Here is a 14101-nt window from a genome sequence, read left to right as displayed (position 1 = left end):
TAACAACAATTAAATAATGAGTAAGAAGGATTTAAATATGAATTATACCCGTCGTAAATTTATTAAAACCCTTGCGGTAAGTGCTGGTGCTGTTGTTACCTCAAGCCTTGTTGGTTGTGGTAGTTCAGACAAAAAAGATGAAGTTGTCGAGCCCGGCCCAGTTGAGCCGAGTATTTTAGATGGTAGCCAATATTTCCCACAGTCGGTTGTATCAGGCGATCCGAAAGCTGACTCAGTTATTTTATGGACTCGTGTAGATGATGGCTCAGGCGCCGACACATCACTAATGTTGCAAGTGGCTAGCGACGAAGGCTTCGCTAATTTAGTGGTTGAAGAAAGCTTTGACGCCTTAGCTTCGTACGATAATTGTTTAAAAATTCGTGTTACTGAGCTTAATGCTGGGCAGCACTATTACTACCGCTTTATTTACCAAATGGGTGGTAAAAACTACTCAAGCCGCGTTGGTCGTACTAAAACTGCCGCTGCAGCCGATAGCGATAGCAAAGTAAAATTTGCTTACGTTTCTTGCCAAGACTATATCGGTCGTTACTTTAACAACTACTTATCGTTACTTGATAACGATGATTTAGACTTTGTTGTACATTTAGGTGACTACATTTATGAAACCACGGGTGATTCACAATTCCAATCAGCTGGTGGTGCGCGCAGTATTGAATTTACCGACAACGAAGGCGCATTAATCATAGGTGTTGGTGATAATAAAACGCAAGCAGCGAATAGTTTAGATAACTATCGTCAGCTATATAAAACTTACCGTACTGATGAATTATTACAACGCGTGCATGAGCGTTTCCCAATGATCGCCATTTGGGATGATCATGAGTTCTCGGACGATAGCTGGGGTGATACCGCGACATATTTAGATGGCGCAGGTGAAGAAAAACAAACTGAGCGTAAAAAGAATTCTGAAATTGCTTATTTTGAGTATATGCCAATTGACCATGAGCAACCTCATACTCAAGCAGGGCTTGCCGCTGGCGCCATAGGTATCAATGAAGAGCATTTATTCCCGAATACGCGAATTTACCGCGACTTCCAATTTGGCCAACATTTACATTTAGCCATGACAGATTTTCGTACCAATCGCCCTGATCACATTTTGCCAGAAGATGCATTCCCAGCAAAAGTTGAAATGGACCAAGCGACACTAAGTGCCTTTTTATTAGGCGCGGGTTTAGTTCAAGCGCAAGTTGACGGTATTGTTAGCCAAATGTCACCGTATGTGAATATTGACGATGCGCCTTTTGCACCATATAAAGCGGCATTTTTAGAAGTGTTTACTGGTCTTTATATGCAGGAGCTAATGGCACGTGTAGAGCTAAGCCAAGCTGATGCATTAGCACAAGCTCAACAACGTGCTGTTTCAGCCGTGCAAGGTAATTTAACCACCAGTTATTTAAACCAAGTATTAGCGGGAGCAAAAGCAAGTTTACCTGCCGAGCATCCTATTCAAATGCTACCTGCATTGCCTGAAACAGGCGTAGCACAAGGCTTAGCATTTTATACTATGGGTAAAACCTCATTGTTTGGCTTTATTGGTAGCCGTTATTTAGTGGTAAAAGATACCTATGATATTTACGCAGGTTACCGTGAGCATGTTGCAAACTTGCAAGGTACGAGCGCACAAAAAGTGTTTGATGATATGCAAACCAATTGGCTAGCGCAAACCTTTGCTACATCAACCAGTACTTGGAAAATGCTCGGCAGTTCAGTGTCATTTTCACCCTTGATTTTTGATCTGTCTTCAAGTCGTGCTGATAGTGGATTAGGCTTACTTGAAGGAGTATTAAACTCAGATGCTATTCCAGCACCACTGAAACAGCGTTTTTACCTAGAAGCAGACCAATGGGATGGTGTCCCACAGTTTAAATCAAACTTTGTTGATAACGTCATGAGTCAATTTGGCGTAATTAGCATAGGCGGCGATATTCATAGTAGTTACGTTACCGAACATAAGCCAAATGCGGTTACAGGCAAGAGATCGTTTAACTTCACAACCTCATCGGTTTCATCTGGCACCTTTGGTTCATTCTTAGAAAATGGCATGAATCAAATATTCTCGCAATTAGGCGATGTACCAGATGCGTTAAGTGATCTACCTTTTTACTTTGACCCACTAGTGCGCACGGCGACTAAGCGTGATGATATTACTGATGATATGGTATTTTCTCGTATGTGGGAGCATGGTGTTGCCATTGTTGAAGTTGACGCTGAAAACGTATTAGTAAACTTCCACAATACCGGCAGTGAATTCCACAATATGGATACGGTAACTCGCAATTATTATGACGATGCTGATAATTTCTTATCAAAAGTACGTTTGTATAAGTTTAAAGTGACAGATGGTGTACTGACGCAGTTGTAATATTATCGCTTTAACCTTGATAGAAAGTTAACAGCTCACCTTTGTGAGAATTTAACACTAAAAGAGCTATTCAGTATAACTTGAATGGCTCTTTTTTATTGTAAAATTCTTATTGGAATAAACTAGTTTTAAGTCAAGCCGTATTGCTATGCAGTGCAATGCGGTTACCTTCTGAGTCATGAATAATAGCGCGAAAGCCATGCCCGCCCATTGATATTTTTTCTTCCACAATACGCCCACCATGCATTTCTGATTGCGTAATAGCATCATCTAAACGGCCGTTAACATTAAAATAAATCAGTGGCCCCGAGGTAAATATTTGCTCAGGTGGTGAAGGAACTAAGCAGCCAGAAACATTAGTTTCAGCGTGGGGTAATATACCAAATGTGAAATGTTCGAATTCTTCCTTTTTAATTTTTCCATTCAAGAGGGCGCTATAAAACTCAATAGCGCGGTCTAAATCGATGACGGGAATATCAACCCAAACAATTTGATTTTCCATGTGTTTTTCCTTTTTTACTTATTTTAGCGGTTTATTATTGGTCACTTGGGCAAAAGGTAAACTCAAGATCATGGTTTATTCCATTTGTTATCAGTATAGCGCAAGAAATTTTTGCGGAAGTTTCAGTTATGCGTGGTAGTAACCTCAACCTAGACTAGGTAGAATATTTGCTTTAACTTTTATGACTTTGGCACGCTGACAAACTATGCGAATTATTCACACTTCTGACTGGCATTTAGGCCAACATTTTTACGGTAAAAGTCGTGCCAATGAACATCAACAGTTTTTAGATTGGTTGATTGAGCAATCTCAACAGAAGCAAATAGATGCCATTATTGTCGCTGGCGATATTTTTGATACCGGCACGCCGCCAAGCTATGCCCGAGAAATGTACTTTGACTTTATTGCTAAACTGAATAAAACAAATTGTCAGTTGGTGGTGTTAGCGGGTAATCACGACTCCGTGGCTATGTTGTCTGAGTCAAAGCAATTGCTCCAACAACTTTCAACCCGAGTAATCTCAGTTGCAAGTGATAACATTAGTGAGCAAGTGTTTGTGCTTAATAGTCTTAAAACTGGGCAACAAGCAGTTGTTTGTGCCATTCCATTTATTCGCCCGCGCGATATTGTTAAAAGCTATGCGGGCCAGTCAGCAAAGGAAAAACAGCAATCACTGCAACAGGCCATTGCAGAGCATTATCAGCACTTATTTGAGCATGCACAGTGCTTATCGAAGCCAGAAAGTGATGAAAAGTCTCGCTTACCTATAATTGCCACTGGGCATTTAACAACCATCGGCGCGTCAACGTCAGAGTCTGTGCGAGATATTTATATTGGCACCTTAGAAGCGTTTCCCGCCAGTGAATTTCCAGATGCAGATTATATAGCCTTAGGACATATTCATCGGCCGCAGAAAGTCACCAAAAGTGAACATATTCGTTATTGCGGCTCGCCGATTGCGTTAAGTTTTGACGAGGTTAAATGGCAGAAAAATATTGTTATTGCAGAATTTTCGCAAGGTGAACTTGCCAATGTTGAGCTTTGTAACGTACCGTGTTTTCAGCCAATGGCGATGGTTAAAACAAATTTAGAAAACCTTGCTGATGATATTACGGCTGTGGTTGATAACGCTAAAAATAATAACGTAAAACGTGAGAAAATCTGGCTCGATATTGAAATAGAAAGCGCTGAGTACTTGCAAGATTTAACCTCAAGAATAGAGCAGTTAACCCTAACTTTGCCTGTGGAAGTATTGCTGGTTAGACGCAGTAAAAAAGCGCGAGCGAAAATGCCAGCCAGTGAGAAAAAAATTACCTTAAGCGAATTAAGTGTACAAGAAGTATTTGATGCGAGAGTCGAACTTGAAAATTGGCAAACTGAGGAGGAGCTTGCTCGAAAAGACAGGTTGAATCATTTGTATCATGCCATTGCTGAGAATATTCAACTTACCGGTGACTTAGATGAAGCTTCAGCGTCAGAAAACATGCAACAAGAAAAGCTAGCAACAACTCTCGCATCATCATCAACAGCGGAGTCAAAATAATGAAAATACGCTCGCTTCGCTTTGAAAATATCAATTCTCTTAAAGGTCAGTGGAAAATTGATTTCACTCAGTCGCCATTTGACACCAGTGCGTTATTTGCCATTGTTGGCCCAACAGGGGCAGGCAAAACCACCATACTCGACGCTATGTGTTTGGCACTTTATCATCGCACGCCACGCTTAACTATTTCTGATAAACAAAACCAGTTAATGACTCGACATACAGCTAGCTGTTTAGCTGAGGTTGAATTTGAAGTGAAAGGACAAGCTTACCGCGCTTTTTGGAGCCAACGCCGAGCTAAAAATAGTCTTGAAGGTAATTTACAAAAACCGACCGCAGAGCTTGCTAAAATTATAGATGTTGATGCGGGTGAAGCTGAAATTATCGCTACAAAAGTATCTGATATACGCCATGAAATAGCGCAGCTTACAGGATTGGATTTTGAACGTTTTAAAAAGTCTATGATGCTTTCGCAAGGGGAATTTGCTGCGTTTTTGAATGCCCCTGCTAATGAAAGAGCTGATTTACTTGAAGAATTAACCGGCAGTGAAATATATGGTGATATTTCGAAAGCGGTATTTGAACAACATAAAGAGGCCAGCAATGCCTTGAAATTGCTTGAAGCACAGCGCGATGGTATGCAATTACTTACTAAAGAGCAGCAGCAAGATATTGAAAGTAGCCTAGCTGACAACGGCGAGCAGCAAAAAGCACTCGATCAGCATTTGGCCTTATGGCAAAAAATTAAAGGATGCTTGTTAAATGAGCAGTCAGCCGAGCAGCAGCAACAACAAGCAAGTTTACATTTAGCTGACGCTGAGCAACAACGGCTTGCACAACATGAACAACTTGAAGCCTTAACGCGTGCTGAGCCCGCAGAGCAGCTAAGAGCTGATTATCAACAACTTACACAACTAACAGAGCAATTATCACAACTTAGCCAGCAACAAAGCACACTTGATGTTGAATTAAAGCAACAACAGCTGCTAGTTGACAATGAAAAACAGGCATTAGATGCATCAATTACACAGCAAAAAGATTTTCTAGCACAACAGCAAATTACCGAGCAACTCATTGTTGAACAGGTATTGCCGCTTGATCATCAAATAAGCCAATTAGCATCGCACAAGCAGCAGGCTGAGCAAAAACAACAAGTGAGTGCCAAAGAACTTAGCTCTGCTCAACAGCAATTAGCTCAGTTAACTGCTACAGAGCAACAGCAACAGCAGTCGTTAACTAATGCACAAACATTTATTGAACAACATGCCTATTTAGCGCCCTTGCCAGAAAAACTGCCATTATGGCGTAATATTAGCCAACAGTTATTGCATGAAAAAAGTGTCGTTATTGAACAGAGCGCACAACAAATACAATTACAGGCAAAGCAATCGACAAGCAGTGAAGCATTAACGCAAGCACAAGCACAATTGCAACAAGAGCAAAGCTTGCTAACACAACAACAACAGGTGCTTAGCGCCAAAGAAGCTGAAATAAATAGTTTATTGCAGCAAAACCATTGTGAAAGTGAACAAGCATTAACGCAGCAGTTACATGCGATGCAATCGAACATGGCTGAACATGCGCAAATAAAGCACAACGCTCAGCGCTTTCAAACTTTGCTTATTGAGTTTGCTGATATCGAAAGCCACTTACAACAAGACCTACAGCAATCAACAGCATTGATGGCTCAAATCACGCCATTGAGAGAACAATATAAGCAGCTTAAAGCTGAAATTAACGATGTAGAACTTATTGTTGAGCAAGAAAAATTGATTTTATCGTTAAGTGAACATCGTGCTAAGTTGCAACCTGAACAGGCTTGCCCATTATGTGGCTCTGAGCAACATCCTGCCATTGAGGCTTATCAGGCATTAAGCAATGATTCGGTCAATGGCAATAAGAGAAGTGAGCAACAACTACGCTTAGCACAATTAAAACAAAGCTTTGCGGATGTTGAAAGACAAGGCTCAGAGCTAAGAGTTCAGCATAAAGCGCTGGAAACTAAAATGAGTTTACAAAGCGAGGCAAAACTGGCGAAGGCGCAAGAACAAGCACAATTACAACAGCAATGGCAGCAACAGCAAACCTTATTGCAATTAAATTGTGAGCTAACTGATATTGCACAAATAGAGCAGGCATTATTAAGTTATCAGCAGCAATTTCAGCAACTAAGCAATCTTAACCAGCAAATTCAAACGTTAAAACAAGCCCATCAACAGCAAGGGAAAATTGTTTCTGAGCAAGAAAAAGCGCTATTGAATTTAGACGGAAAAATACAAACACAAACGGTGCAGTTTACGCAATTAAGTCAAGAGCTAGCGCAATTGCAAACAAGTATTACACAAAAGCAAAGCTATATTGCAGAGCAAGGGCAGGTGTTTTTAGCTGAGATTCGCAGCGCTAACATTGTCTTAGCAGATAATTTTTCATTATTTACCTTACTAACGGCAACTGAAAATACAATTGAGACAAGTGTTGCACTGGCACAACGCGAAACCGAGCAATGGTTGGAAAAGCTAACGCAAGAAATAACACAATACCAACAAGCATTGCAAGCACAGAGTAATGATAAAGAGGCATTGCAGCAAACGCAGCAACAGCTCGCCGTGGCAAACAGCCATTGTCAGCAATTACAGCGACAATTAAATGAACGACAAGTAGAATTAACGCAATGTCTGCAACAATTAGACGCGGCTAAACAACAGCGACAACAGTTATTTGCGGAGCAAGACGCACAAAAGGTTAGAGAGCAATTAAAGCTGCAACAACAGCAATTTGAGCAAAAAATTGCTGAGCAACAATTAACGCATAATGAACAGCAAAAGCAATTACAGATTATTCAAGGCCAAATAACCGGCAATAATGAAGCAAGGCAGCAGCTAGCGCCGCGACAAACGTCGGTTAAACAACTTTGGTTAGACAAATTGTCAGCCAGTGTTTTTGAAGATGAAGCAAGCTTTTTATCGGCATTATTAAGCCCTGAGCAAAAACAGAATTTACAGCAGTTGCAAACTCAACTTGATCAACAAATTCAACAAGCTAATGGACAATTAAAGCAGGCTAAGCAGCAATTAACGCAACTACAACAAGAAAAACAAGACTTACAAGAAAGTATACAAGCGCTTATTCGTTCGCAAAATATTGAAGAAAGCACTGAAAATTTAGTTGAAGCCAGTAGCACAACGGCGGTTATTTTTTCCGAGAAAGAAGATTTAACCGATATGACCTTAACAAGGTTTGAAGAAAAGGCAGCTGCTTGCCAACAAGCATTGAAGCAGCTGCAATTACGACAAGGGCAGTTAACACAGCAACTTGAGCAAAATGAAAAACAACAGCAGCAGCAACAAAGTTTATTGGTAAAAATTAACGATAAGCGTGCGGCACTAGATGATTTATCGCATTTAAATGGCCTAATTGGTGCGGCTGACGGCGCTAAGTTTAGAAAGTTTGCCCAAGGGTTAACCTTGTCGCACTTAGTGTACTTAGCGAATCAGCAATTAAATCGTTTACATGGTCGTTATCAGTTGCAGCGTCAAACAACGGATACCTTAGCGCTGGAAGTGGTAGATACCTGGCAAGCTGATGGTGTGCGTGACACTAAAACTTTATCAGGAGGAGAGAGCTTTTTGGTGAGCCTAGCGCTAGCACTGGCATTGTCTGACTTAGTCAGTGCTAAAACCAGCATAGATTCGCTATTTCTTGATGAAGGCTTTGGTACTTTAGATAACGATACGTTAGAAATCGCCCTTGATGCCCTAGATAACTTAAATGCCAGCGGCAAAATGGTTGGTGTTATTAGCCATGTTGATGCGTTAAAAGAGCGAATAAGCGTGCAAATTAAAGTGAAAAAGCAAAGTGGTTTAGGGATTAGTGAATTAGAATCTCGTTATCGGTATCAAGCTAAAGAAGCTTAATTATTCAATGCGTATAGCGTCAAAACATACGCATTGAAATTAAAAGCTTATTAATGATGTATATATTTATATCTCTAATATCTTTCACTTCGTCGATTACCCCTTGTTAAGCTATTTTGAGTTGCATAAAGTGACTCTACACTTTATCAAATACAAAATAGTATTTATGAAACCTCACATTGTTTTCAAAATCTTGTCCTGCTTAACCTTGATAATAGCTTGTCAAAGTTATGCGAAGCTGCAAAAGCTGTTACCGGATGATGGTAAAGCCGCAGACCAATTTGGCTATAGTGTTGCGATAGATGGCGAAACGGCGTTGGTGGGCGCATTAAAAGCCGATACTAAAAATAGCGAAGATTCTGGAGCAGCCTACGTTTATTCCTTAAGTTCGAGAGGGTGGCAACAGCAGGCAAAATTGGTCGCCGAACCTGCTTATGCTGATGACACTTTAGGTGGCAATGTGGCGTTGAAAAACAATACCGCCTTGTTAGGTGCATCAAGAAGAGATGATAAAGGTAAAGACGCTGGTGCGGTGTTTGCTTTTGAGAAAAAGGGAGATTTATGGTTGCAAACGCAAGTTTTAACAGCACTAGATGCCGAAGCTGGCGATGCTTTTGGTCAAAGCATCGCTCTTACTGAGCAGTTTCTTGTTATTGGTGCGCCCCATAGTGATTCACCGCATAAAGATTCTGGGGCGGCTTACGTCTACATACGAGACAAAAATACATGGCAGTTCCAAACCAAGCTAACCGCAATAGATGGAGCAGCAGGCGATTTGTTTGGTATCAGTGTGGCAATAGACGGAAGAACTATTTTAGTTGGTGCTGATCTTAATGATGAACAAGCAGAAAAAGCCGGCGCCGTTTATGCCTATGTTTTTGACGGCGAACAATGGAGGCATCAAGCAAAGCTTATGGCTAGCGATGGTGCTAACACAGATATTTTTGGCGTGAGGGTGGCATTGTTTGCAGATACAGCGTTAATTTCTGCTCGACGAGATGATATCGCAGGCGTTGGCACAGATGCAGGCTCAGCCTATATTTTTGAGCGCAGAAAAGGCAAATGGACGCAGACACAAAAGCTAGTAGCACCTGATGGTAATGCTGATGACAGGTTTGCTCGTGGTGTCGCATTAAACCAAGAGACAGCGTTAATCAGTGCTATGCACCATGATGCAAATGGAAATAATGCGGGTGCATTGTATGTGTTTAAAAAACAACAAGGCCAATGGCGCTATTCATCTAAAATACTAGCCAGTGATGGTGTGTCAGAAGACAGGTTTGGTTGGAATGTCGCTCTTACAGAAAAGGCTGCAATTATTGCTGCTCCTCATCGTGATGACAATGGCAGTGCTTCAGGCGCAGCTTATGTACTGGATATAACGGATTAAAAAGTTGTTTTTCTAAGTTATGAATCAAACAGTGCTGAGTCTAACTTTATTGATAATGCTGAAACCCGTAACTCGTTGCTGATAGTGGGGAATATATTCATTAGCGCCGCAATAAGTGGTGAGTATTAGTTTGTTAAATCGAGAGCTAAATTGAGTGAGCTGTTAGCCGCCTCATGCTTAATGCGTTTGGAGTGCTAATTCGATGACGGACATAAAAAAGCTCCGTAAAAACAGAGCTTATTCTTTTTGAATATTTGAACGGATTAGTCTAATAAATCTAGCGCTTCAAGTCTTTCTTTTGCCAGAATATATCTTGCGCGAACATCATCAATTTGCTGTTCAGTTAATTTCTTGCCTAAGGTACGAAGCCCTCCATCAGCATCATTATGATGAATGCCAAATGCAAACTTAAGGTATTCCATAAGTAGCGGTTGAGCATCTAGATACGATATAGAATTCATCGCCTGAGAAATTTTGTTTGCCTCAGCCCATTCGCCATTATTAACATATTCCTGCATAGTAACGCTTGCTTTTGGGAATATACAACCTACACCTGTAATTCCGCCGCATGCTCCAGCAAGCCCAGCATGCACAGTTACCGTGTCAACACCTGCCAAAACTTTTAAATCTTTATTCTCTAACATCAGTGTTTCAATAACTGACACATCTGTAGTTGAAATTTTAAGCGCAGTTACCTCAGGTAGCGCAGCAAGCTTTTTAAGAAGCTCTGTTGAAAGTGCATGATATCCGGCTGCATCAGGGTTGTTATAAGGCATAATTGTTACGCCTGCCTCTTTTGCCGCTGATGCAGAAAGCGCATAGTATGCATACATTTCTTCATCAGAAGGAACTTGCTTAGTTTTTGGCGGCATCACCATAACTGTATCCACGCCGACTGTCGCTAGTTCTTTAACAATTTCAGCAAGTTCTTCTTTAGTTTCCGCAGCTGCGCCACTGATTAATGGAACATTATATTCTTTAGCAACATCTGAAAGGGCATTAAGTAACGAAAGACGCTGTTCAGCACTTAGGTAACTATTCTCACCTAGCGTGCCAGAGCCAACAAGCCCACCCATTCTGCTTCCATTCTTTCCTTGAACTTTTAAAATATCTGCAGCGTATTTTTTTGTTGCCTCAAAATCAATTTCAAGGGCGCCAGATTTCGACTCTTTAAGCCATGTAAACACGGCTGGCATCACCGTATATCGCCAATCTGTACTATTTGTTTTCACTATGTTTTCTCTCACTTAAATCATATTGTATACATTATACCAAATAAATTAACTCAGTTAAACTACATTTTTCTATGCCGAGAATTATTAGGTTTTGCCCTTAAAGGACTTAAGTTAACGCTCACAAACTAGAGTGGGGGCTTTGCTAAATTCTTAGCAGTATCGTTTGAATGGCTTATTTGGCGACATTTAGCACCATGATAGTTTCATCAAACTCATCTTGCTCAACAACACTAAAATCAAAGCGTTCAAAAAAACCTTTCATTACGTCATGACCTTCAACGTAGCATATTGAAATAGCTTTACAATCTTCACGTAGCTTGATTTCATCGAGGGCTAACTTAATTGCTTTCGTGCCATAGCCTTTCCCTTGATGCGGTACATCGATCATGAATTGATCAATATAAATTTCATTTGGCTTATCCTCTTCATAATTAGGAAAGTACTGGATAAAGCCAACGGGTTCTTCATTATAATAGATTGCGCGATTAACATAGTGTTCGTTAAATTTAGAACCTGCGATTGATTCTGCATTTAAAGCGACGAACTCTTCTTGTTCTTTTGTGATTTCTAATAAGATAATATCTTCCCAATTATCTTTAGTAACTTCTCTTAAGCTAATTGCCATAGCTAAATAATACTCCTTGTTGCCTGATGTCCCATTAAGGGGGGAAATGCTTGGCTAGCCTAGCCAAGCGAAACGGAGCCAAGCTTTAGCAGGCCCAGTTTAAATTTTTGCTAGGTGTTGGCTCAGCTTTCCATAGCAATATTTTCAATGTTTCCTTCATCATCAAAGGAGACACTAATGACATAATCAGTAACTTTTCCTGGTAACGCAAAGTCATAAATTTCTTGGTCCTGCCATTTCTCACGTAGTGTAAGTAAACTAATAACCTGCTCAGATGATGGAATTGCTATATTAAGGTGTTGTAACCAATAACTCGAAGGTAGTTCCGCTAAGTGTAGTGAAATGAAAAGGTCTATTCCATATTCTCCATCTTCAGTTCCAAGAGACTGTTTAATTGCTTCTAAGGCTTTATGCTGGTTACTCATAATTTCTTCCTTATTTAGATGAGCTTCACTTGCGTTTACTGTCGTTCCAATAACATATGGTGATAAAAATAAAATAACAAATATAAACTTAATCATGACTGACACCTAAGGCCTTGTTGAAAGGCAATGAAATTGTTGATTAAAATAGTGCACGTAGTGAGCAAAAACCAACTGCTTTTGTAGGTTCTTGAGCGCCGTGTTATATCTAAACTTATCAGATTATGGAGTTGCAATATTCAGTCGCATTCTCATTAGGGATCTCTGGAAGCCGAACACCTCTTTCATGCAGTTCTCTATCTGATTTTATAAATAAACTAAAATGTTCCTTGGTATATAACGCCGCGTTAAGTGGAGAGCAACGCCTACCACAAAACTAAACCATTGTACCTTAAACACTAAATGCAAATTGTACTGAAATCGCTAAACGATGTGAAACCGTCTTAAACGCGTTGTTAGTAAACAGTTTCAACGACTTATGGTCAACTTCATTGCAACACGGTCAATTCCCTCACCAAAACCGTTACGCTCAATTCTCGTGACAGCAAAGTTACGCTTTTTGTAGAAACCTTGCGTATGTTGAGAGGTTTCAATTTCTACCGTATTTGCCAATGTATTTTGTTTTAAGTGAGATAACCTATAGTCAGTCAACACGGTTCCGAAACCTTGACCATGAAAGTTCTTGTGAACTAAGCCCCAAGCTAAATACGCTTTCGAAGAATTAAAACCAATCCCGCCGCAACCTACCAGCTTCTCACTTCCAGCTTCAATACAAACGTAGTATTCAGAGCTTTCTACTAATGCATCAATGTACTCAATAAATTCAGCTCGCTCTGATGGCGCAAAATATTGACCAATGTTACTGTCAAACGCTTCAAGACACTGCGCTCTATACTTATTTTTATATTTTCGGATTTCCATATTTACGCCTTGTTAGCTTGCCTTCGGCTTAATATTTGACCTTACAATATCACCTGTTTTATTACGACTATGAAAGCTTAACAAATCTTTAAAGTTGAATTCAGAAACTTCAATAGTGTTCCCCTCTAACCAAGACACTTTATATTCAAGTTCATTAGGATGACCATCTAATACAACTAAGATATCTTTATCTGCGGGTGAATCAACCCTATTGACAGAGATTTGAGTTTCATAATTGGTTGTTGCACCACAATTTATAATTGTAACCACTGCTTCAATATCTTGATTTGGTGATATGAAAATTTCATATTGCTCGGAACTACACCAATTATTTGAATTGTTTAATAGTAGGTATAACGGAAAAAGAATAAGTACCAGTCCCCAAAACAGAGCTGCTCCTATATTCCATAATGAGTTTAGAACTTTACTCATGACCATCCTTGATACTGGCTAGCTAACGCCCATTTAAGGGGCTGATAATAGTTTGCTAAAATTGTGTAACGTAGCTAAATCGAGCAAACTGTTAGCGGTCCCGTTTAATTTACTTGTTATTTTTACAGTACTTTAAACGAATTTACCCATTCATTATAACTATCGGTATTAACACCTAATTTATTAATCGGCGCGTGATTATCATTTGGGAGGATTTTTGAAATAAAAGCAACTCTATTTTTATACCATTTAATAGTGCATATCCAAGTACTAGGAACTCCTTTATAAGAGCCTTGTGCTAAAAATTTATGTGACTGCTTATTTGGTGTTTGCTCTTGCTCAATAACAGCGAACTTCCCATTTTTAGCAAATCGATTGTTAACGTGTTCATCTATAACCTCAGGAAGGCTCTCCTGAAACTGCTCCACAGTTATATTTTGAGGTAGTTTAACCCATTCAATGGTGTGCAAGCCTAAAGGAGTCCAATATCCAGAGCCAATGAAAAAATCTACAAATACCTGATTAGGAAACGATGTGTCAGCAGCATTAGGGTGGAGTATAGGGGGAAAATTGACAATAAATTCTTCGTTTGGCGAAATGTAAGTTTCATTTTTAAAATCCATTGAACCATTAAGTTTAATAGTTGAACATGAAATTAAAAACATGCACCCCATAAGTATAGTTAGAATTTTCAATGGAACCTCCTGTAAACATAACGCCCAACTAAAGGG

At 39.9% G+C, this 14101-nt stretch carries 11 protein-coding genes; 4 read left to right on the top strand and 7 right to left on the bottom strand.

The annotated features are described in order from the left end of the window. Positions 1 to 37: 37 nt before the first annotated feature. Entirely contained in the window at positions 38 to 2386 is a 2349-nt protein-coding gene (locus AC27HL_RS13160) for an alkaline phosphatase D family protein (protein WP_487081486.1), read from the top strand. A 133-nt stretch (positions 2387 to 2519) separates the two neighbouring features. Here AC27HL_RS13160 and AC27HL_RS13155 read toward each other — a convergent pair whose 3' ends face one another. Further along, on the bottom strand, positions 2520 to 2888 hold the full coding sequence (locus AC27HL_RS13155; RefSeq protein WP_487081484.1) for a VOC family protein: 369 nt from the start codon (positions 2886 to 2888) through the stop codon (positions 2520 to 2522). A gap of 205 nt (positions 2889 to 3093) precedes the next feature. On the opposite strand from AC27HL_RS13155, the gene sbcD reads away from it, so the two are divergent. The 3 genes from sbcD (at position 3094) to AC27HL_RS13140 (ending at position 9735) form a co-directional block, all read left to right on the top strand. Further along, positions 3094 to 4431 (top strand): exonuclease subunit SbcD, encoded by a 1338-nt coding sequence (gene sbcD / locus AC27HL_RS13150; RefSeq protein WP_487081482.1) that lies wholly within the window; start codon positions 3094 to 3096, stop codon positions 4429 to 4431. Continuing rightward, positions 4431 to 8345, top strand: a complete 3915-nt coding sequence (locus AC27HL_RS13145) for an AAA family ATPase (RefSeq protein ID WP_487081481.1) — start codon at positions 4431 to 4433, stop codon at positions 8343 to 8345. The genes sbcD and AC27HL_RS13145 overlap by 1 nt, the downstream gene beginning before the upstream one ends. Positions 8346 to 8511: 166 nt before the next feature. Continuing rightward, positions 8512 to 9735, top strand: coding sequence for an FG-GAP repeat protein (locus AC27HL_RS13140; protein ID WP_487081479.1), 1224 nt, complete (start codon positions 8512 to 8514; stop codon positions 9733 to 9735). A gap of 263 nt (positions 9736 to 9998) precedes the next feature. Here AC27HL_RS13140 and AC27HL_RS13135 read toward each other — a convergent pair whose 3' ends face one another. From AC27HL_RS13135 to AC27HL_RS13110, 6 genes are all read right to left on the bottom strand, one after another. Next, positions 9999 to 10967 carry a dihydrodipicolinate synthase family protein gene (locus AC27HL_RS13135; RefSeq protein WP_487081478.1) on the bottom strand — a complete coding sequence of 323 codons (969 nt, stop codon included), beginning with the start codon at positions 10965 to 10967 and terminating at the stop codon, positions 9999 to 10001. 175 nt (positions 10968 to 11142) lie between these two features. Further along, positions 11143 to 11595, bottom strand: a complete 453-nt coding sequence (locus AC27HL_RS13130) for a GNAT family N-acetyltransferase (RefSeq protein ID WP_487081477.1) — start codon at positions 11593 to 11595, stop codon at positions 11143 to 11145. Between the two features lie 122 nt (positions 11596 to 11717). Next, a complete protein-coding gene (locus AC27HL_RS13125; protein ID WP_487081475.1) occupies positions 11718 to 12020 on the bottom strand; it encodes a DUF2004 domain-containing protein in 303 nt (100 codons plus the stop codon). Between the two features lie 465 nt (positions 12021 to 12485). Continuing rightward, positions 12486 to 12938: a GNAT family N-acetyltransferase gene (locus AC27HL_RS13120; RefSeq protein WP_487081473.1), complete on the bottom strand. Its 453-nt coding sequence runs from the start codon at positions 12936 to 12938 to the stop codon at positions 12486 to 12488. Between the two features lie 12 nt (positions 12939 to 12950). Beyond that, positions 12951 to 13370 carry a hypothetical protein gene (locus tag AC27HL_RS13115; protein ID WP_487081471.1) on the bottom strand — a complete coding sequence of 140 codons (420 nt, stop codon included), beginning with the start codon at positions 13368 to 13370 and terminating at the stop codon, positions 12951 to 12953. A 122-nt stretch (positions 13371 to 13492) separates the two neighbouring features. After that, positions 13493 to 14065 (bottom strand): hypothetical protein, encoded by a 573-nt coding sequence (locus tag AC27HL_RS13110; protein WP_487081469.1) that lies wholly within the window; start codon positions 14063 to 14065, stop codon positions 13493 to 13495. Positions 14066 to 14101 lie beyond the last annotated feature (36 nt).

This window comes from Colwellia aquaemaris (assembly GCF_057548755.1).
This window is presented reverse-complemented; position numbering and strand designations above follow the sequence as displayed.

What these genes read in the sequence shown, in the direction of transcription:
- AC27HL_RS13125 (WP_487081475.1), bottom strand. Translation starts at nt 12,020, where the DNA reads ATGAGTAACCAGCATAAAGCCTTAGAAGCAATTAAACAGTCTCTTGGA.
- AC27HL_RS13130 (WP_487081477.1), bottom strand. Translation starts at nt 11,595, where the DNA reads ATGGCAATTAGCTTAAGAGAAGTTACTAAAGATAATTGGGAAGATATT.
- sbcD (WP_487081482.1), top strand. Translation starts at nt 3,094, where the DNA reads ATGCGAATTATTCACACTTCTGACTGGCATTTAGGCCAACATTTTTAC.
- AC27HL_RS13160 (WP_487081486.1), top strand. Translation starts at nt 38, where the DNA reads ATGAATTATACCCGTCGTAAATTTATTAAAACCCTTGCGGTAAGTGCT.
- AC27HL_RS13115 (WP_487081471.1), bottom strand. Translation starts at nt 13,370, where the DNA reads ATGAGTAAAGTTCTAAACTCATTATGGAATATAGGAGCAGCTCTGTTT.
- AC27HL_RS13120 (WP_487081473.1), bottom strand. Translation starts at nt 12,938, where the DNA reads ATGGAAATCCGAAAATATAAAAATAAGTATAGAGCGCAGTGTCTTGAA.
- AC27HL_RS13155 (WP_487081484.1), bottom strand. Translation starts at nt 2,888, where the DNA reads ATGGAAAATCAAATTGTTTGGGTTGATATTCCCGTCATCGATTTAGAC.
- AC27HL_RS13140 (WP_487081479.1), top strand. Translation starts at nt 8,512, where the DNA reads ATGAAACCTCACATTGTTTTCAAAATCTTGTCCTGCTTAACCTTGATA.
- AC27HL_RS13145 (WP_487081481.1), top strand. Translation starts at nt 4,431, where the DNA reads ATGAAAATACGCTCGCTTCGCTTTGAAAATATCAATTCTCTTAAAGGT.